This window comes from Pseudomonas sp. HD57-3 (assembly GCF_056113135.1).
In genome coordinates this window covers 6275225-6292607 of sequence record NZ_CM148568.1, presented here as the reverse complement: position 1 = coordinate 6292607, position 17383 = coordinate 6275225, and the positions used below count along the sequence as shown (strand labels likewise).

Annotated in this window: 14 protein-coding genes; 6 read left to right on the top strand and 8 right to left on the bottom strand. The window is 62.7% G+C overall.

Translation table 11 applies throughout. The annotated features are described in order from the left end of the window. Positions 1–39: 39 nt before the first annotated feature. The 8 genes from AC0R79_RS28595 to gshB form a co-directional block, all read right to left on the bottom strand. Positions 40–1026, bottom strand: a complete 987-nt coding sequence (locus tag AC0R79_RS28595; protein WP_127800396.1) for a lipid II-degrading bacteriocin — start codon at positions 1024–1026, stop codon at positions 40–42. Between the two features lie 321 nt (positions 1027–1347). Next, positions 1348–2619 carry a dihydroorotase gene (locus AC0R79_RS28590; RefSeq protein ID WP_375744275.1) on the bottom strand — a complete coding sequence of 424 codons (1272 nt, stop codon included), beginning with the start codon at positions 2617–2619 and terminating at the stop codon, positions 1348–1350. Beyond that, a complete protein-coding gene (locus tag AC0R79_RS28585) occupies positions 2616–3620 on the bottom strand; it encodes an aspartate carbamoyltransferase catalytic subunit (protein WP_007913665.1) in 1005 nt (334 codons plus the stop codon). Before AC0R79_RS28585 ends, AC0R79_RS28590 begins: the two co-directional genes overlap by 4 nt. Before the next feature lie 27 nt (positions 3621–3647). Further along, positions 3648–4151, bottom strand: coding sequence for a bifunctional pyr operon transcriptional regulator/uracil phosphoribosyltransferase PyrR (gene pyrR, locus AC0R79_RS28580; protein WP_007953335.1), 504 nt, complete (start codon positions 4149–4151; stop codon positions 3648–3650). A gap of 81 nt (positions 4152–4232) precedes the next feature. Further along, positions 4233–4670: a Holliday junction resolvase RuvX gene (gene ruvX, locus AC0R79_RS28575; RefSeq protein ID WP_007953334.1), complete on the bottom strand. Its 438-nt coding sequence runs from the start codon at positions 4668–4670 to the stop codon at positions 4233–4235. Then, the gene (locus AC0R79_RS28570) at positions 4670–5242 is read right to left on the bottom strand and encodes a YqgE/AlgH family protein (RefSeq protein ID WP_039767938.1); all 573 of its coding nucleotides are present in this window, start codon (positions 5240–5242) and stop codon (positions 4670–4672) included. Before AC0R79_RS28570 ends, ruvX begins: the two co-directional genes overlap by 1 nt. Positions 5243–5301: 59 nt before the next feature. Then, on the bottom strand, positions 5302–6201 hold the full coding sequence (locus AC0R79_RS28565) for an energy transducer TonB (RefSeq protein ID WP_007953332.1): 900 nt from the start codon (positions 6199–6201) through the stop codon (positions 5302–5304). Between the two features lie 107 nt (positions 6202–6308). Beyond that, on the bottom strand, positions 6309–7259 hold the full coding sequence (gene gshB, locus AC0R79_RS28560) for a glutathione synthase (protein WP_474732581.1): 951 nt from the start codon (positions 7257–7259) through the stop codon (positions 6309–6311). A 225-nt stretch (positions 7260–7484) separates the two neighbouring features. On the opposite strand from gshB, the gene pilG reads away from it, so the two are divergent. The 6 genes from pilG to AC0R79_RS28530 are packed head-to-tail and all read left to right on the top strand — an operon-like array spanning position 7485 to position 17353. Continuing rightward, complete coding sequence (gene pilG / locus AC0R79_RS28555; RefSeq protein WP_007953330.1) at positions 7485–7889, top strand: twitching motility response regulator PilG; 405 nt, start codon at positions 7485–7487, stop codon at positions 7887–7889. Between the two features lie 60 nt (positions 7890–7949). Then, positions 7950–8315: a twitching motility response regulator PilH gene (gene pilH / locus AC0R79_RS28550; protein WP_007953328.1), complete on the top strand. Its 366-nt coding sequence runs from the start codon at positions 7950–7952 to the stop codon at positions 8313–8315. Between the two features lie 10 nt (positions 8316–8325). Then, the gene (locus tag AC0R79_RS28545; RefSeq protein ID WP_007953327.1) at positions 8326–8865 is read left to right on the top strand and encodes a chemotaxis protein CheW; all 540 of its coding nucleotides are present in this window, start codon (positions 8326–8328) and stop codon (positions 8863–8865) included. A gap of 13 nt (positions 8866–8878) precedes the next feature. Next, the gene (locus tag AC0R79_RS28540; RefSeq protein WP_085608862.1) at positions 8879–10939 is read left to right on the top strand and encodes a methyl-accepting chemotaxis protein; all 2061 of its coding nucleotides are present in this window, start codon (positions 8879–8881) and stop codon (positions 10937–10939) included. A 35-nt stretch (positions 10940–10974) separates the two neighbouring features. Continuing rightward, a complete protein-coding gene (locus AC0R79_RS28535; protein ID WP_474732580.1) occupies positions 10975–16890 on the top strand; it encodes an Hpt domain-containing protein in 5916 nt (1971 codons plus the stop codon). Further along, a complete protein-coding gene (locus AC0R79_RS28530; protein WP_474732579.1) occupies positions 16883–17353 on the top strand; it encodes a chemotaxis protein CheW in 471 nt (156 codons plus the stop codon). Before AC0R79_RS28535 ends, AC0R79_RS28530 begins: the two co-directional genes overlap by 8 nt. The last annotated feature ends 30 nt before the right edge of the window (positions 17354–17383 follow it).

Below are 17383 nucleotides of genomic sequence, written 5' to 3'. Positions count from 1 at the left end.
TCGCTTTCCGTTGTGCAGTTGTCTGTAAATTATTGATGCTCATGGGGTAGGGTGAAATCCAGTTCCGCTCAGCCTTATTTTATGCTCGCCGAAAATGTCGATTTCGTAATGAGTTCCAGAAAATACTCTGCCTGCTGTTGTTAATAACTCAAGGGCAGTTGATCTGTTGCTTGCGTCGAAGTCGTAAGTGTCAGTGTAGGCTCTGATAACACCATCGAAAACCCAGGATCCTGCATTGTCGCGTGAAAAATTTCCCTCCATCTTTAACGTTATTCTTCCCAGGTAAGCCCCGGTGACATTGCTGTCATTAATGGTGGCGTAAGGGATCTTAGGGTCAGACAAGTAATAAGTTCCGGTTTCTCGAGTGTTCGCGATAGAGCTTGCCAGCAGTGGCAGTTCGTTGGCTCTGACATTCAGGCCAATATTGTTGATGTTGACCCTCATTCTCTCACCATTTCCCCAGAGGTAATGAGCAAAGGCTTTGATCGGGCTGAAGGTTCCTCCAGAAAGCTCGTTTGTGAGTGTTTCGTAATTCAGATTGTACGGAGTAGTCGCGGAGACTTTGATCAAGGCTTCTATGGTGCTTAGTTTTTGCTGCGCCGCAAATGAATCAGCCAAGCTGAAGTTGATGACTTTGTTCTTGAAATAGCCATGGCTGATAATGGCGGAGTTATTGAGTAAATAGTTGTCGCTTTCCGTGATTCTCCAAAGATCCCGAATTCCACCCAGAGCGTCGTTGTTAATTGCCTTGTTCACCATTTGCAGTTCATAGGTGAAGGCTTTAATTCCGGATTTCATTTCAAGCCAGGCATGGAACATGTCCATTTCTGCTGAGGTTATGACGGGGCCATTGCTCAGTGGCAGTGAATAGGTTTGACCGTCATTGGTGATAATGGCCTCTCCTGCACCCTGCCAATCTGCTGTTGCATAGGTTCCCCATCTGAAGCCGGAGTTGACTGTAAATCCGCCAGAATTTCCTGTTGTGCCTCTGGTGATAATAGGGGGAAGCGTAAGTCCATTTTTCATATGCTCATCCTTGTGGATATTGGTTATCCTTTTGACATTTTTATATTAATGGGTACGCGTAAGTGCCGCCTATTAGAACTTTGTAGGCTGTTTCTGATTGTGTCGAAGCTGTTTTTACGAGAGTGTAAAGCGTCGGATATTTCTTGATGGCAGGCCGCCGCTTTCCTACGTCAATCGGTGTAGATCTAACAGCAGAGATGACGTGAAGGAGAGGGTGTTGCGAGGAATCACTTTGAGCGTGGCTTTACCAGCAAGGATGTTTGTCGCTATTAAATAGAATTCAGGAGATAGCAGGCCATTACAGCCTGCTATCTCTTGTCTTCATGCCTGATGGCTGATCCGGCCATCCACCAAGGTGTAACGCACCGCACCCGGCAGGCTATGGCCGAGGAACGGGCAGTTCTCGCCCTTCGACAGCCAGGTTTCGCCGGCAACGGTCGAGGCCTTCGGATCGAACAGCACGATATCCGCCGCGCCGCCGACAGCCAGTTTGCCCGCCGGCAGGCGCAGGGCCTCGGCCGGGCCGGCGCTCAGGCGGGCCAGCAGAGTCGGCAGGTCCAGCAGACCATCCTCGACCAGGGTCATCGCCAGTGGCAGCAACAGCTCGACGCTGCTGATGCCCGGCTCGGTCGCGCCGAACGGTGCCAGTTTGGCATCGCGCTCGTGAGGCTGGTGATGGCTGGAAATCGCCGAGACAACGCCGGACTTCACCGCCTCACGCAGACCGTCGCGGTCGGCGCGGGTGCGCAGCGGCGGTTGCACGTGATACAGGCTGCTGAAGTCGATCAGGGCTTCGTCCGTCAGGATCAGCTGATACAGGGCGACATCCGCCGTGACTTTCAAACCACGGGCCTGGGCCTGAGCGATCAGGGCCACGCCGCGAGCGCTGGTCAACTGGCTGAAGTGCGCACGCACGCCGGTCTGCTCGACCAGCAGCAGGTCCCGGGCCAGCGCCACGGTTTCAGCGGTCTCCGGAATGCCCGGCAAGCCGAGGAAGCTGGCGGTGGCGCCTTCGTGGGCCAGGCCACCGTCGGCCAGGTCGTGATCCTGCGAGTTGAAAATCACCGTCAGGTCGAAGGTCGCCGCGTAATCCAGCGCCCGGCACAGGGTGCGGGTGTTGCGGAAGCTTTCGAGGCCGTTGCCGAACGCCACACAACCGGCGTCGCGCAGGGCAACCAGCTCGGCCAGTTGTTCGCCATCCAGACCTTTGCTCAGCGCGCCGATCGGGAACACCTTGGTGTTGCCGGCCTCGCGGGCGCGGTCGAGGATCAGTTCGGCCACGGCGGAGGTGTCGAGTACTGGTTTGGTTTTCGGCGGGCAGCACAGGCTGGTCACGCCGCCGGCCGCAGCCGCGCGGGTTTCGCTGGCGATGGTGCCTTTGCGGCTGTAGCCCGGCTCGCGCAGGGCGACGTTGAGGTCTACGAGGCCTGGAGCGGCAACAAGGCCTTGGGCGTCGATGGTTTCGACGGCGGTGAAACCGGCCGGTGCCGCGCCGAGGGCGACGATCTTGCAGGCTTCAACGTGAATATCGGTGATTTGGTCCAGGCCGCTGCTTGGATCGATGACGCGGGCGCCAAGAATGCTGAGCTTCACTGGGCGTTCTCCTGCTCGAATTGACGTTGCGCCGTTTGCCCGCTCATGGCCATCGACAGCACGGCCATACGGATCGCGATGCCGTAGGTGACTTGATTGAGGATCACCGAGTGCGGGCCGTCGGCCACCGCCGACTCGATCTCCACACCGCGGTTGATCGGCCCCGGGTGCATGACGATGCAATCGGGCTTGGCGCCGGCCAGGCGCGCGGTGGTCAGGCCGAACAGGCGGTAGAACTCGCCTTCGCTCGGCAGCAGGCCGCCGGTCATGCGCTCACGCTGCAGGCGCAGCATGATCACCACGTCGACGTCTTTCAGGCCTTCGGTCATGTCGGTGTAGACCTTCACACCGTACTGCTCGATGCCGATCGGCAGCAGGGTCTTCGGCGCGATCACGCGGATGTCCGGGCAGCCTAGGGTCTTCAGGGCGAGCATGTTCGAGCGCGCCACCCGCGAGTGCAGGATGTCGCCGACGATGGCCACCGAGAGGTTCTCGAAACCGCCCTTGTGGCGGCGGATGGTCAGCATGTCGAGCATGCCCTGGGTCGGGTGCGCGTGCCGGCCGTCGCCGCCGTTGATGATCGCCACTTGCGGGCAGACATGTTCGGCGATGAAGTGCGCAGCGCCCGAGTCACCGTGGCGCACGACGAACATGTCGGCGGCCATGGCTTCCAGATTGCGCAGAGTGTCGAGCAGGGTTTCGCCCTTGCTGGCCGACGAGGTCGACACGTTCAGGGTGATCACGTCCGCCGACAGCCGCTGGGCCGCCAGTTCGAAGGTGGTGCGGGTGCGGGTCGAGTTTTCGAAGAACACGTTGCACACGGTCTTGCCGCGCAGCAACGGGACCTTCTTCACGGCCCGGGCGCCGACTTCGAGGAACGAGTCGGCGGTGTCGAGGATTTCCGTCAGCAACTCGCGGCGCAGGCCGTCGAGCGAGAGGAAGTGGCGCAGCTGGCCCTGATCATTGAGCTGCAGCGGGCGCTTGGTATCTAGAGGCGTCATCGCGAGGGGGACTCTCAATAGGGCGGATTAAAGGGCAAGGTCTTGCAGTTCGAGGGCCAGCTCCGGCCCGGACAGCTTGACCCGCTCGTGGGCGGCCAGCGACAGCGTCGCGCCGACCACGTTCGGGCGGATCGGCAGTTCGCCGGCGTCCAGGTCCAGCAGGCAGACCAGCGTCACGCTGGCCGGGCGGCCGTAGTCGAACAGTTCGTTCATGGCGGCGCGGATGGTTCGGCCGCTCATCAGTACATCGTCGATCAGCACCAGATGCTGGCCTTCGATTTCGAAGGGCAGGGCAGACGGGCGCACCTGCGGGTGCAGGCCGTTCTGGCTGAAGTCGTCACGGTAGAAGGAAACATCCAGCGTGCCCAATGGCGCATCGCTGCCCAGCTCTGCGAGCAGGGCCTGGGCGACCCAGACGCCGCCGGTGCGGATGCCGATGTAACGCGGTTCGCTGATATCACGCTGGGCAAGGTGCGCCTTGAGGCGGGTCGCCATCTGGCTGATCAGATCGGCGGGATTGGGCAGGCTCATGGTTGCTCCTTCTTGGGGTCGAGCCGGTTCTCGCGAACCGGGGCTCGGGTTGTAACCAAAAGAAAAGCGCCGTAGCGCTTGTCAGGATTCAAATAGTGCGGTGTTTTCGTCGAGCCAGCCTTGCAGCAGCAGGGCGGCGGCGATGGCGTCCACCGGGTTGTCGCGGTAGCTGCCTTTCTGTCCGCCGCGCACCAGCCGTTCGCCCTTGGCTTCGAAGGTCGTCAGGCGTTCGTCGTGGGTATAGAAAGGCAGATTGAAGCGGCCGTTGAGGCGGCGGGCGAATTTCTCGGCGCGGGCGCACATCTCGCTGGGCGTGCCGTCCATGTTCAGCGGCAGGCCGACCACCACGGCGTCGGGTTTCCATTCCTTTATCAGGGCTTCGACCTGATTCCAGTCCGGCACGCCGTTTTGCGCCTTCAAGGTGCACAGTTCGCGGGCCTGGCCGGTAATCACCTGGCCGACCGCCACGCCGATCTGTTTGGTGCCGTAATCGAAGCCGAGGATCAGGCGCAGGGCCATCAGGCGTGTCCTGCCTGGCTGGTCAGCAGGCTGAGGTTGATCCCCAGGTGCTTGGCCGCCGCTTCCAGGCGCAGTTCACTGCTGGTGTTGAACAGGATGTCGGCGTCGTACGGGCAGGTCAGCCAGGCGTTGTCGGCCAGTTCGGCCTCCAGCTGACCGGCTTCCCAACCGGCATAACCGAGGGTGATGACGCTTTTGGCCGGGCCCACGCCGTCGGCGATGGCGAACAGCACGTCCTGCGAGGTGGACAGGGCCAGATCGCCTTCCAGCTCGACGGTAGCCTGGAACGTCTTGCCCGCCGGGTGCAGGACAAAACCGCGATCGGTCTGCACCGGGCCGCCGATGAAGATCGGCACATGCTGGCACAGCGCTGGCGGATCGATGTCCGGGCGCAGTTGTTCGAGAATGTCGGCCAGATTCAGCTCTTGCGGTCGGTTGACCACCAGCCCCATGGCGCCATTGGCCGTGTGCTCGACGATGTAGGTCAAGGTGTGGGCAAAGTTCGGGTCGGCCATGTGTGGCATGGCGATCAGGAAGTGATGCTTGAGGTAGCTGGGGCTGACGTTTTTCATGTGCGCTAGTGTGGCGTTCGGGGGGCGAACTGACAAGCTGGAGCGGGCAAAAGATCGACTCAGTTACTGGACAACCGGTCGCCCCGGGCGAATTTCCAGGTGCGGATGATTTCCAGCCGGTCGATGTCCGACAGGTCCCCGGTAAACGGTGCAAACGGTGCCGCCAGCCGTACGATGCGTTGCGCCGCCTGATCCAGCAGCGGCTGGCCGGAAGACTCCAGCACCAGCACTTCATACAGCGAGCCGTCGCGATTGATCGACACCATCAGGCGCAGATTGCCGTAGATCTGCTTGCGCCGGGCTTCGTCGGGGTAATTGAGGTTGCCGATGCGCTCGACCTTCTTGCGCCATTCGTCCTTGTACCAGGCGCCCTTGTCGCGCATGGTCGACGCCGCGCTCAGGCGGTGAATGCGCGGGCGCTTGGCGTACAGCTGTTGTTCGTTGGCCAGTTCGGCTTCAAGGCTGGCGATGTCGCTGGAGAGCTGCGAACTGTCGAAGGTCGGGGCGTCGACCGTCGGTTTGGTCTCGGTCTTGGCTTCTTCTTTCTTGGTCGGCGCCTTTTTCGGTTTCGGCGCGACGGTGGTCACGGCCGCCTTGGGCGCGGCCTCCTGCACTTCCGGCTTGGCGGCCGGCGGCGGGGTGACTTTCTTGACCTGATTGTCCTGGAACGGCGCGACCTCGGTGGTCTTGGGGATCGCCTTCTTGTCGAGGGTGCCGCTGCCTTCCTGGTTTTCCTGGGCGAGGAAATCGGCCTTCGCCGGCTTCTTTTCGCTCTTGAAGGTGGCGAGGGTGATTTCCAGGGTTTTGCTGATCTGCTTGGGCTCGACCATGGTGAAACCCACGCCGAGCAACAGCGCCAGATGGATCAGCGCTGCGAGAAACAGGGTAAATCCGAGGCGATCGACCGGGCGCACGCCTTTATGGGCGAGTTCAGCGGGCAGATCGGACGGAAGTGTCATGACAAGAAAACCAACATCGCGTTTTTCACAGGCCGCGCATGATAACGCAATGTTGGTTTCACGCCTTTAGCTTCAAGCATCAAGCGACAGGCTGCATGTGATGCACATCAAGCTTGCAGCTTTTTCTCGATGGCATCCATCAGCAGGCCGCCGATGTCGGTGCCGAAGGCATTGTCGATTTCGCGGATGCAGGTCGGGCTGGTGACGTTGATTTCGGTCAGGTGCTCGCCGATCACGTCCAGGCCGACGAACAGCAGGCCTTTTTCGCGCAAGGTCGGGCCGACCTGGGCGGCGATCCAGCGATCCTTGTCGGTCAGCGGGCGAGCTTCGCCACGGCCGCCGGCCGCGAGGTTGCCACGGGTTTCGCCTTGGGCCGGAATCCGCGCCAGGCAGTAATCCACCGGCTCGCCGTCGATCATCAGGATGCGCTTGTCGCCGTCCTTGATCGCCGGCAGGTAGGCCTGGCCCATGATCTGCTGGGCGCCGAGGGCGGTCAGGGTTTCCAGGATCACCGACAGGTTCGGGTCGCCGGCGCGGTGACGGAAGATCGAAGTACCGCCCATGCCGTCCAGCGGCTTGAGGATCACGTCGCCATGTTTGGCGGCGAATTCACGCAGCACGTCGGCGCGGCGGCTGACCACGGTCGGCGGCGTGCACTGCGGGAACAGCGTGGCGAACAGCTTTTCGTTGCAGTCGCGCAGGCTCTGCGGCTTGTTGACCACCAGCACCCCGGCCGACTCGGCCTGTTCGAGCAGGTAGGTGGAGTAGACGAACTCCATGTCGAACGGCGGATCCTTGCGCATCAGGATCACGTTCAGGTCGCTGAGCGGCGAATCCAGTTCGGTGCCCAGTTCGAACCATTTTTCCGGGTTGGCGAAGACTTTCAGCGGCTTCATCCGCGCCCGTGCCTGGCCTTCACCCTGGTAAAGGTCTTTCTGTTCCATATAGAACAGTTCCCAGCCGCGCTTCTGCGCCGCCAGCAGCATGGCCAGCGAGCTATCCTTTTTATAGGAAATGCTGGCGATAGGGTCCATGACAATCCCGACGCGAACGCTCATTGGGTTTTCCTCGAAAATTGGCTACCGGATCGGTATGAAAAAAGTGCCGCCAGAGTGGCGCCGGGCGGGTTTTCGGTCAAGGAAAAACCCGTCGATAGATTGGATCAGGAGACTGTGCTAAAAAGGCTGCCATGTCGTGCTGGCCCTTGAACATCAAGGGTTTCCAGCCATTACGCATCGCAAAACGGACAAATTGATTCGCAAAGGCGACGGTAGAGCCCCCTTATGGAACAGCAGTCCAGCGCCTTGAAGGTCATGGTGATCGACGACTCGAAAACGATTCGTCGCACCGCCGAGACCCTGTTGAAAAATGCAGGGTGCGAAGTCATCACCGCGATCGACGGTTTTGACGCCCTGGCGAAGATCGCCGACCACCATCCCGGGATCATCTTTGTCGACATCATGATGCCGCGTCTGGATGGTTATCAGACCTGCGCTTTAATCAAGAACAACAACGCGTTCAAGGGCACGCCGGTGATCATGCTGTCGTCCCGGGACGGGCTGTTCGACAAGGCCAAGGGGCGGATTGTCGGTTCCGATCAATTTTTGACCAAGCCTTTCAGCAAGGAAGAACTGCTCGACGCGATTTCGGCCCATGTTCCGGGCTTCGCTGCCGCTTTGCCGCAGTAAGACACGCACAGAGACGCTCGGCCAGCGGGCCCGGTGTCGACAAGAAAAATGGGGAAGACCATGGCACGTATCCTGATCGTCGATGACTCGCCGACCGAAATGTACAAACTCACCGGCATGCTGGAAAAGCACGGGCACGAAGTGCTCAAAGCCGAAAACGGCGCCGACGGCGTGGCCCTGGCCCGTCAGGAAAAACCCGACGCGGTGCTGATGGACATCGTCATGCCCGGCCTCAACGGCTTCCAGGCCACCCGTCAGTTGACCAAGGATGCGGAAACCAGCCACATCCCGGTGATCATCATCACCACCAAGGATCAGGAGACCGACAAGGTCTGGGGCACCCGCCAGGGCGCCAAGGACTACCTGACCAAACCGGTCGACGAAGACACGCTGATCAAGACCCTGAACAACGTGCTGGCCGGTTGATCGCGCCGCCATGAGCGAATCGCTGACCGCGTTCGAACTGTTGTGGCAGATCGACCAGCGCTGTCGCCTGCTGGCGGCGGACCTGCCGTCGCAACCGGCGCGTCAGGATCGCTGGAGCGGCATCGGCTTTCGTCTGGGCGAGCACTGGTACGTCACGCCGATGGGCGAAGTCAGCGAAGTGCTGCCCGAACTGCGCGTCACCCAGTTGCCGGGCGTCAAGCCGTGGGTCAAGGGCGTGGCCAACCTGCGCGGACGGCTGTTGCCGGTCATGGACCTGTGCGGCTTTTTCGGCCATGAGCTGTCACCGATGCGCAAACAGCGGCGGGTACTGGTGGTAGAGCATCAGGACGTGTTTGCCGGATTGCTGGTCGATGAAGTCTTCGGCCTGCAGCACTTCGAGCAGGACAGTTTCGAATCCGTCTCGATCAGTAAACGGCAAGGCTCCAAGGGCGAGTTCATCAAGGGTTATTTCCGGCGCGAGCAGAACTGGCGGGTGTTCAGCCTGTTTGCGCTGGCGCAGTCACCGAGTTTCATGCACGTCGCGGTTTAACAGGCGAGGACCGATGATCAAAGCAAAAACAGGCAAGCCCGCAGAAGGCTCGCGCAGCCGCTCGCAGATCATCGTGCTGTTCATCGCACTGATCGTGTTCATCATGCTGCTGTTCGCCAACTTCGCTTACCTCAACACCCAGGCCAACTACGACAAGCAGTACATCGGCCACGCCGGCGAGCTGCGGGTGCTGTCGCAGCGGATCGCCAAGAACGCCACCGAAGCCGCCGCCGGCAAGGCCGCCGCGTTCAAACTGTTGAGCGATGCGCGCAACGACTTCGCCCAGCGCTGGGGTTACCTCAAGAAAGGTGATCCGGCCACCGGCCTGCCGCCGGCGCCGTCCACCGTGCGCCCGGAAATGCGCGCCGTGCAGCTGGACTGGGAACGCCTGCTGAAAAACACCGACGCGATTCTCTCCAGCGAACAGACCGTGCTGTCCCTGCATCAGGTGGCCGCGACCCTGGCCGAAACCGTGCCGCAGTTGCAGATCGAATACGAAAAGGTCGTGGAAATCCTCCTGCAACGCGGTGCGCCGGCGGCGCAGGTGGCGATGGCCCAGCGTCAGTCGCTGCTGGCCGAACGGATTCTTGGCGCGGTCAACACCGTGCTCTCGGGCGATGAAAACTCCCAGCAGGCCGCCGACGCCTTCGGTCGCGATGCCGCACGCTTCGGCCAGGTGCTCAACGGCATGTTGCAGGGCAACCCGGCGCTGAAAGTCAGCCAGGTCGAAGACCGCGACGCCCGCGCTCGCTTGAGCGAAATTTCCGAACTGTTCCAGTTTGTCTCCGGTTCGGTAGATGAAATCCTCGAAACCTCGCCGGAGCTGTTCAAGGTCCGTGAGTCGGCCACCAATATCTTCAGCCTGTCGCAGACCCTGCTCGACGAAGCCTCGCACCTGGCCAGCCGTTTCGAAAACCTCGCCGGCGGGCGCAATACCGACACCATCGGCGGTTATGTGCTGGGCCTGCTGGCGCTGGCTTCGATCATCCTGATCGGCATGGTCATGGTCCGGGAAACCAACCGTCAGTTGCGCGAAACCGCCGAGAAAAACGAGCGCAACCAGAACGCGATCATGCGCCTGCTAGACGAGATCGAAGACCTCGCTGACGGCGACCTGACCGTAACGGCCTCGGTGACCGAAGACTTCACCGGGACCATCGCCGACTCGATCAACTATTCCGTCGACCAGTTGCGCGATCTGGTGGCCACCATCAACCTCACCGCCGGCCAGGTCGCCGCTGCGGTGCAGGAAACCCAGGCCACTGCCATGCACCTGGCCCAGGCCTCGGAGCATCAGGCCCAGCAGATTTCCGAAGCCTCGACCGCGATCAGCGACATGGCCCAGTCCATCGATCAGGTGTCGGCCAACGCCGCCGAATCTTCGGCGGTGGCCGAGCGATCAGTGGAGATCGCCAACAAGGGCAACGAGGTGGTGCACAACACCATCCACGGCATGGACAACATCCGCGAACAGATTCAGGACACCGCCAAGCGCATCAAGCGTCTGGGCGAGTCGTCCCAGGAAATCGGCGACATCGTCAGCCTGATCGACGACATCGCCGACCAGACCAACATTCTTGCCCTCAACGCGGCAATTCAGGCCTCGATGGCCGGTGACGCCGGGCGCGGTTTTGCGGTGGTGGCCGATGAAGTGCAGCGGCTGGCCGAGCGTTCGTCCGCCGCGACCCGGCAGATCGAAACGCTGGTGCGGGCGATCCAGACCGACACCAACGAAGCCGTGATTTCCATGGAGCAGACCACCACCGAAGTGGTGCGCGGCGCGCGACTGGCGCAGGATGCCGGTGTGGCCCTGGAAGAAATCGAAGGCGTGTCCAAGACCCTTGCGGCGCTGATCCAGAGCATTTCCAACGCGGCGCAGCAGCAGACGTCTTCGGCCGGGCAGATTTCCCTGACGATGAACGTGATCCAGCAGATCACCTCGCAGACCTCGTCCGGCTCCACGGCCACCGCCGAGAGCATCGGCAACCTGGCGAAAATGGCCAGCCAGTTGCGTCGCTCGGTGTCCGGGTTCACCTTGCCGGCGGCGCCTGCGCCCGTCGCGGACAAGGCGTGAGGCCTGCGGGCGAGTCCATGTCGAGCGGAGTGGTTATGGGTGACCGGCACGACTACGTGGCCCTCGAATGGGTCAAGGGTGAAATAGCCGAGACGCTGAGGCAGGCGCATCAGGCCATCGAAGCCGTGCTCGACGATCCGCAGTCAGTGCCGGGCCTGGACGAATGCCTGGCCTGCATCCATCAGGTGCACGGCAGCCTGCAGATGGTCGAGTTCTACGGCGCGGCCTTGCTCGCCGAAGAGATGGAACACCTGGTCGAAGCGTTGCAGAACGACCGCGTCAGCCACCGTGACGAAGCGCTGCACTTGCTGTTGCAGGCGCTGGGTCAGTTGCCGATTTATCTCGACCGCGTGCAGGGCGCCCGCCGTGACCTGCCGCTGGTGGTGTTGCCGCTGATCAACGATTTACGCAGCGCCCGGGGCGAAAGCCTGTTGTCGGAAACCAGCCTGTTCAGCCCGCAATTGCCCGAACTTGCGCCTTTGGGCGAGGAAACCCTGGCGCTGCTGGAACCGGCAGAGCTGCCGAATGTGCTGCGCAAGTTGCGCCAGATGCTGCAAATGGCGCTGGTCGGATTGCTCCGCGAACAGGACGACCAGACGCATCTCGCTTATCTGGCCAAGGTCTTTACCCGGCTTGAAGCACTCAGCGGTAACTCGCCGTTGAGCCCGTTGTGGCAAGTCGCCTCGGCACTCGTCGAGGGCATGCGCGAAGGGCGGATCGCCAACAGCCCGGCCCTGCGCAGCCTGTTCAAGGACGCCGACAAGGAACTCAAGCGCCTGCTCGAACAGGGCATGCCCGGCCTCAACCAGCCGCCACCGCCTGAACTGCTGAAAAGCCTGCTGTTTTATATCGCCAAAGCCGAACATCCCACCGGGCAGATGCTGACCATGAAAGATCGCTACTCCCTGGACGACGCGCTGCCCGACAGCGCGATGGTCGACGAAGAACGCGCCCGCCTGGCCGGCCCCGACCGCGATGCCATGCGCTCGGTGCTCGCGGCGCTGTGCGAAGAACTGGTGCGGGTCAAGGAGCGCCTCGACCTGTTCGTGCGCAGCGACCGCCAGCACGCCTCGGATCTGGACAGCCTGCTGGCGCCGCTGCGGCAGATCGCCGACACCCTGGCGGTGCTCGGTTTCGGCCAGCCACGCAAGGTGATCATCGATCAACTGGCGGTGGTGCTCAGCCTCGCTCAGGGCCAGCGCGAACCGAACGACGCCACGCTGATGGACGTCGCCGGCGCCTTGCTCTACGTCGAAGCGACGCTGGCCGGGATGGTCGGCACGGTGGAACCGGAGAGCCCGGAAGACTCGCGCCTGCCGACCACCGACCTGACGCAGATCCATCAGATCGTGATCAAGGAAGCGCGAATCTGCCTGCAACAGGCCAAGGACATGATCGTCGACTACATCGACGCCGATTGGGATCGCCAGCAACTGCAAAGCCTGCCGGCGCTGCTGACCCAGGTGCGCGGCGCGCTGGCGATGATTCCACTGGCGCGTGCGGCAAGCCTGCTCGAAGCCTGCAACGGATTTATCCGCGAACATCTGTTGCTCGACCCCCACGAGCCGGGCTGGCAGCAACTCGACAGCCTCGCCGACGCCATCACCAGCCTCGAGTATTACCTCGAACGCCTGACCGACGACCCGCAGGCACCGAGCGAGCATTTGCTGGATATCGCGCAGAAAAGCCTCGCCAGTCTCGGTTTCTTTCCTGACGAACAGCCCGGCGAGCCGCATGTGCCGGTGCTCGACGATGTGCTCAGCCCCAGCGAAGCGCTGGTGATGCAGGATTTGCAGGAGCTGGACGACCCGCAGATCGTGCAGTCGTTGGCCGAAGTGCTGGCCAGTCCGGTCTCGGCGGTCAACCCGCCGGCGCTGACCACGCCGGGCAGCCTGCTGCCGCCACCGGCCGACGAAGAACCGGTGGACGACGAGCTGCGCGAAGTGTTCCTCGAAGAGACCGGGGAAGTGCTCGAAGTACTGAGCGAATACCTGCCGCGCTGGTCTGCCGAGCCCGATGACCGCGCCGCCCTGAGTGAACTGCGCCGCGCCTTCCACACCCTCAAGGGCAGCGGCCGGATGGTTCGGGCGCTGGTCCTCGGCGAGCTGGCCTGGGCGGTGGAAAACCTGCTCAACCGCGTGCTGGAACACAGCGTCGAACCCGGCCCGGCGGTGCGCCAGTTGCTGGCCGACACCCTGCTGCTGTTGCCGGATCTGATCGGCGAATTCGCCACCAACGGTCAGCGTCAGCGCCACGATGTCGATCAACTGGCAGCCCGCGCTCACGCGCTGGCCAAGGGCGACACGCCGCTGCCAGCCGAAGACGTGGAAGACGTCGCAGCCCTCGATCCGCTGTTGCTGGAGATTTTCCGCAACGAAGCCGAGACCCACCTCGCCAGCCTCAACCGTTTTCTCGATCAGGCCGCCGAGCATGTGCCATTGCAGGCCAGCGACGAGTTGCAGCGCGCGCTGCACACCCTCAAGGGCAGCGCCTCGATGGCGGGGGTTTCGCCGATTACCGAACTGGCGGCGCCGCTCGACAAACTCGCCCGGGAATTCAAGGCCCATCAGCTGGCTCTGGACCTCGACGAAGTGGAACTGCTGCTCGAAGCCGAGGGCCTGTTCCGCGTCGGTCTGCGTCAGCTCAAACACGATCCGCTGGCGCCGATTGTCGGCGCGCAGTCGCTGATCAAACGTACCGAAACCCTGCTCGGCGAGCGCCTGGAATCGATCCTCAATGCCCCGAGCAGTGCGTTGCGGGTCAAACGCGATCCGCAACTGATCAACAACTTCCTGGCCCAGGGCATGGACATCCTGCTCGACGCCGAAAACCTCCTGCAGCGCTGGCAGCAGCACCCCGGTGAACGTCAGGAACTCAGCGCGCTGCTGGATGAGCTGACCACCCTGGGCGAAGGCGCGCACCTGGCGGATCTGCTGCCGGTGGACGTGTTGTGTGAAGCCTTGCTCGACCTGTACGGCGCCGTCGAAGAGAGCAGCCTGGCGGTCAGCGAGCGGTTTTTCCATGAGGCGCAGCAGGCCCACGAAGCGCTGATCAACATGCTCGACGAACTGGCCGCCGGCCAGGAAATCACCCCGCAACCGCAACGCATCCGCGCCTTGCACGAACTGCTCGACGAGAGCCTCGATCCGTCGGCCATGGGCCTGATCCGCAGCGACGGCAGCCGCACCCTGAGCATCCGCGAACTGGGCAGCGCCACCGCCGAACTGCAACAACACAGCGTCGACAGCGGGCCGGACGACGAGATCGTCGAGATCTTCCTCGAAGAGGCGGTGGACATTCTCGACAGCGCCGGGCAAGCCTTGCAGCGCTGGCTGAAGGACCCGGAAAACGGCGCGCCGCTGTCGTCGCTGCAACGGGACTTGCACACGCTCAAGGGCGGCGCGCGGATGGCCGAGGTGGCGGCGGTCGGTGATCTGGCCCATGAGCTGGAAGGCCTTTACGAAGGGCTGTTGGATCGTCGTTACAGCCACAGCGAAGCCCTCGACCGATTGCTGCGTCAGAGCCACGAGCGCCTGGCGCAGTTCCTCGAACAGTTGCACCGGCACCAGCCGCTGGATCCGGCGCAGGACCTGATCGAGGCGATCCGACGCTTCCGTCAGGGCTCGGCCGCCAATCATGAATCACCGCCAACCAGCGTCACGCAGGACGGCCCGGGGCATGATCCGGAGCTGCTGGAAATCTTCCTCGAAGAAGGTTTCGACATCATCGAAAACTCCGGCGCCGCGCTGCTGCGCTGGCAGGCCGAACCCGGCAATCGCCAGGAAGTGGAAACCCTGCTGCGCGACCTGCACACCCTCAAGGGCGGCGCGCGGATGGTGGAGATCGGCCCGATCGGCGACCTCGCCCACGAGCTGGAATACCTTTACGAAAGCCTGTCCGCCGGCACCCTGCAGGGCAGCGCCGAACTGTTCGCGCTGTTGCAGCGGGGCCAGGACCGCTTGGCGCAAATGCTCGATGCAGTGCGCGCCGGCCAGCCGTGCCCACCGGCAGACCGGCTGATCAGCGCGATCCAGAATTTCAGCCATCCGCTGGTCGTGCAAACCCCGGCGCCCGTGCCGCCGGTGGCGGTCAAGGTCGAGCCTGCTGCCCCGGCGCCGGAGGCCGGGGCGGACATGGTCAAGGTCTCCGCCGAGTTGCTCGACGAACTGGTCAACCTCGCGGGCGAAACCTCGATTTTCCGTGGGCGCATCGAGCAGCAAGTCAGCGATGCGCAGACCGCCCTGCACGAGATGGAAACCACCATCGAGCGGATGCGCGACCAGTTGCGCCGGCTCGACACCGAAACCCAGGGGCGGATCCTCAGTCGTCAGCAAGTGGATGCCGAACGCCTCGGCTACGAAGATTTCGACCCGCTGGAAATGGACCGCCATTCGCAGTTGCAGCAGCTGTCACGGGCGCTGTTCGAGTCCGCTTCCGACTTGCTGGATCTGAAGGAAACCCTCGACCGGCGCACCCACGACGCCGAGAACCTGTTGCAGCAGCAGGGGCGGATCAACACCGAATTGCAGGAAGGCCTGATGCGCACGCGCATGGTGCCGTTCGAACGCATGTTGCCGCGTCTGAAACGCATCGTCCGGCAGGTCGCCGAAGAGCTGGGCAAGGACGTCGCGTTCAGCGTCGGCAACGCCGAAGGCGAGATGGACCGCAACGTCCTCGAACGCATGGCCGCACCGCTGGAGCACATGCTGCGCAATGCCGTCGACCATGGTCTGGAGTCCGCCGAAGTCCGGCTGGCGGCGGGCAAACCGGCGCAGGGGCAGATCAGCCTCGACCTGTCCCGCGAGGGCGGCGACATCGTGTTCGACATCCGCGACGATGGCGCCGGCGTGCCGCTGGATGCCGTGCGGCGCAAGGCGATCAAGCGCGGCCTGCTGGCGCCGGACGCCGAGATCAGCGACCGCGAGGTGTTGCAGTTCATCCTCCAGCCAGGCTTTTCCACGGCCGAGAAAATCACCCAGATTTCCGGGCGCGGCGTGGGCATGGACGTGGTCCACGAAGAAGTCCGGCAACTGGGCGGAACAATGAGCATCGACTCGGTGCCGGGGCAGGGCGTGCATTTCCGCATTCGCCTGCCGTTCACCGTGTCGGTCAACCGAGCGCTGATGGTCCAGTGCGGTGAGGATCAGTACGCGATTCCGCTGAACACCATCGACGGCATCGTCCGCGTACTGCCGAATGAACTGGACGGGCATTTTCGTCTCGATCCGCCGAGTTATCAGTACGGCGGCCAGCGTTATGAATTGTGCTACCTCGGCGAGCTGCTGAAAACCGCTCCCCGGCCAAAACTGTCCGGCCAGAGCCTGCCGGTGCCGGTCTTGCTGGTGCAGTGCAACGACCGGCACATCGCGGTGCAGGTCGACACGATGGCCGGCACCCGCGAAATCGTAGTCAAGAGCCTCGGCCCGCAGTTCGCATCGGTGCAGGGCGTGTCCGGGGCGACAATCCTCGGCGATGGCCGGGTGGTGCTGATTCTCGACCTGCTGGCGCCGATCCGCGCGATGCAGGCGCGATTGCCGCAGCGTCCGGCCAGTCACGAAATCGAAAGCGAACCGCAGAAGCCGTTGCTGGTGATGGTGGTCGACGATTCGGTCACGGTGCGCAAGGTCACCAGCCGTCTGCTCGAACGCCACGGCATGAACGTGCTGACCGCCAAGGACGGGGTCGATGCGATGCTGCTGCTGGAGGAGCACATGCCGGACCTGATGCTGCTCGACATCGAAATGCCGCGCATGGACGGCTTCGAAGTGGCGACCCAAGTGCGCCACGACGAACGCCTGCAACACCTGCCGATCATCATGATCACCTCGCGCACCGGCCAGAAACACCGCGACCGCGCGATGGCCATCGGCGTCAACGACTACCTCGGCAAGCCGTACCAGGAATCGGTGCTGCTCGAAAGCATCGCCCTGTGGAGCAAAAAACATGCATGAACGCCGGCACAACCAGCGCACCAGCCAACTCACCGGGCTGCTGCTGCCGCTGGCGGATCGCAACCTGATCCTGCCCAACGTCGCCGTCGCCGAGCTGATCGACTACCAGTCCAGCGCCTTCGATCTCGACACGCCGCCGTGGTATCTCGGTCGGGTAACCTGGCGCGAGCGGCAGATTCCGCTGCTGAGTTTCGAGTCGGCGTGCGGCAACAAGATCGTCATCGGCGAGCGGGCGCGGATCGTCATCCTCAATGCCCTCGGCGGGCGGCCGGAATTGAAGTTCATCGCGCTGCTGGTGCAGGGGATTCCGCGCTCGTACAAGCTCGATAGCCAGTTGAGTTATGTCGATGTGCCGCTGTGTGCGCTGGAGCAGGCGGCGGTGCAGGTGGGGGAGCAGGTGGCGAAGGTGCCGGATTTGTTGGCGCTGGAGACGTTGTTGGTGGATGCGGGGCTGGTCGACTGATCGTTACGCTGACCGTAATGATTCATCACC

Excerpts from the sequence above, each read along its gene's own strand:
- AC0R79_RS28595 (WP_127800396.1), bottom strand. The coding sequence starts at position 1,026 with ATGAAAAATGGACTTACGCTTCCCCCTATTATCACCAGAGGCACAACA.
- AC0R79_RS28585 (WP_007913665.1), bottom strand. The coding sequence starts at position 3,620 with ATGACGCCTCTAGATACCAAGCGCCCGCTGCAGCTCAATGATCAGGGC.
- pyrR (WP_007953335.1), bottom strand. The coding sequence starts at position 4,151 with ATGAGCCTGCCCAATCCCGCCGATCTGATCAGCCAGATGGCGACCCGC.
- ruvX (WP_007953334.1), bottom strand. The coding sequence starts at position 4,670 with ATGGCCCTGCGCCTGATCCTCGGCTTCGATTACGGCACCAAACAGATC.
- AC0R79_RS28570 (WP_039767938.1), bottom strand. The coding sequence starts at position 5,242 with ATGAAAAACGTCAGCCCCAGCTACCTCAAGCATCACTTCCTGATCGCC.
- AC0R79_RS28565 (WP_007953332.1), bottom strand. The coding sequence starts at position 6,201 with ATGACACTTCCGTCCGATCTGCCCGCTGAACTCGCCCATAAAGGCGTG.
- gshB (WP_474732581.1), bottom strand. The coding sequence starts at position 7,259 with ATGAGCGTTCGCGTCGGGATTGTCATGGACCCTATCGCCAGCATTTCC.
- pilG (WP_007953330.1), top strand. The coding sequence starts at position 7,485 with ATGGAACAGCAGTCCAGCGCCTTGAAGGTCATGGTGATCGACGACTCG.
- pilH (WP_007953328.1), top strand. The coding sequence starts at position 7,950 with ATGGCACGTATCCTGATCGTCGATGACTCGCCGACCGAAATGTACAAA.
- AC0R79_RS28545 (WP_007953327.1), top strand. The coding sequence starts at position 8,326 with ATGAGCGAATCGCTGACCGCGTTCGAACTGTTGTGGCAGATCGACCAG.
- AC0R79_RS28540 (WP_085608862.1), top strand. The coding sequence starts at position 8,879 with ATGATCAAAGCAAAAACAGGCAAGCCCGCAGAAGGCTCGCGCAGCCGC.
- AC0R79_RS28535 (WP_474732580.1), top strand. The coding sequence starts at position 10,975 with ATGGGTGACCGGCACGACTACGTGGCCCTCGAATGGGTCAAGGGTGAA.
- AC0R79_RS28530 (WP_474732579.1), top strand. The coding sequence starts at position 16,883 with ATGCATGAACGCCGGCACAACCAGCGCACCAGCCAACTCACCGGGCTG.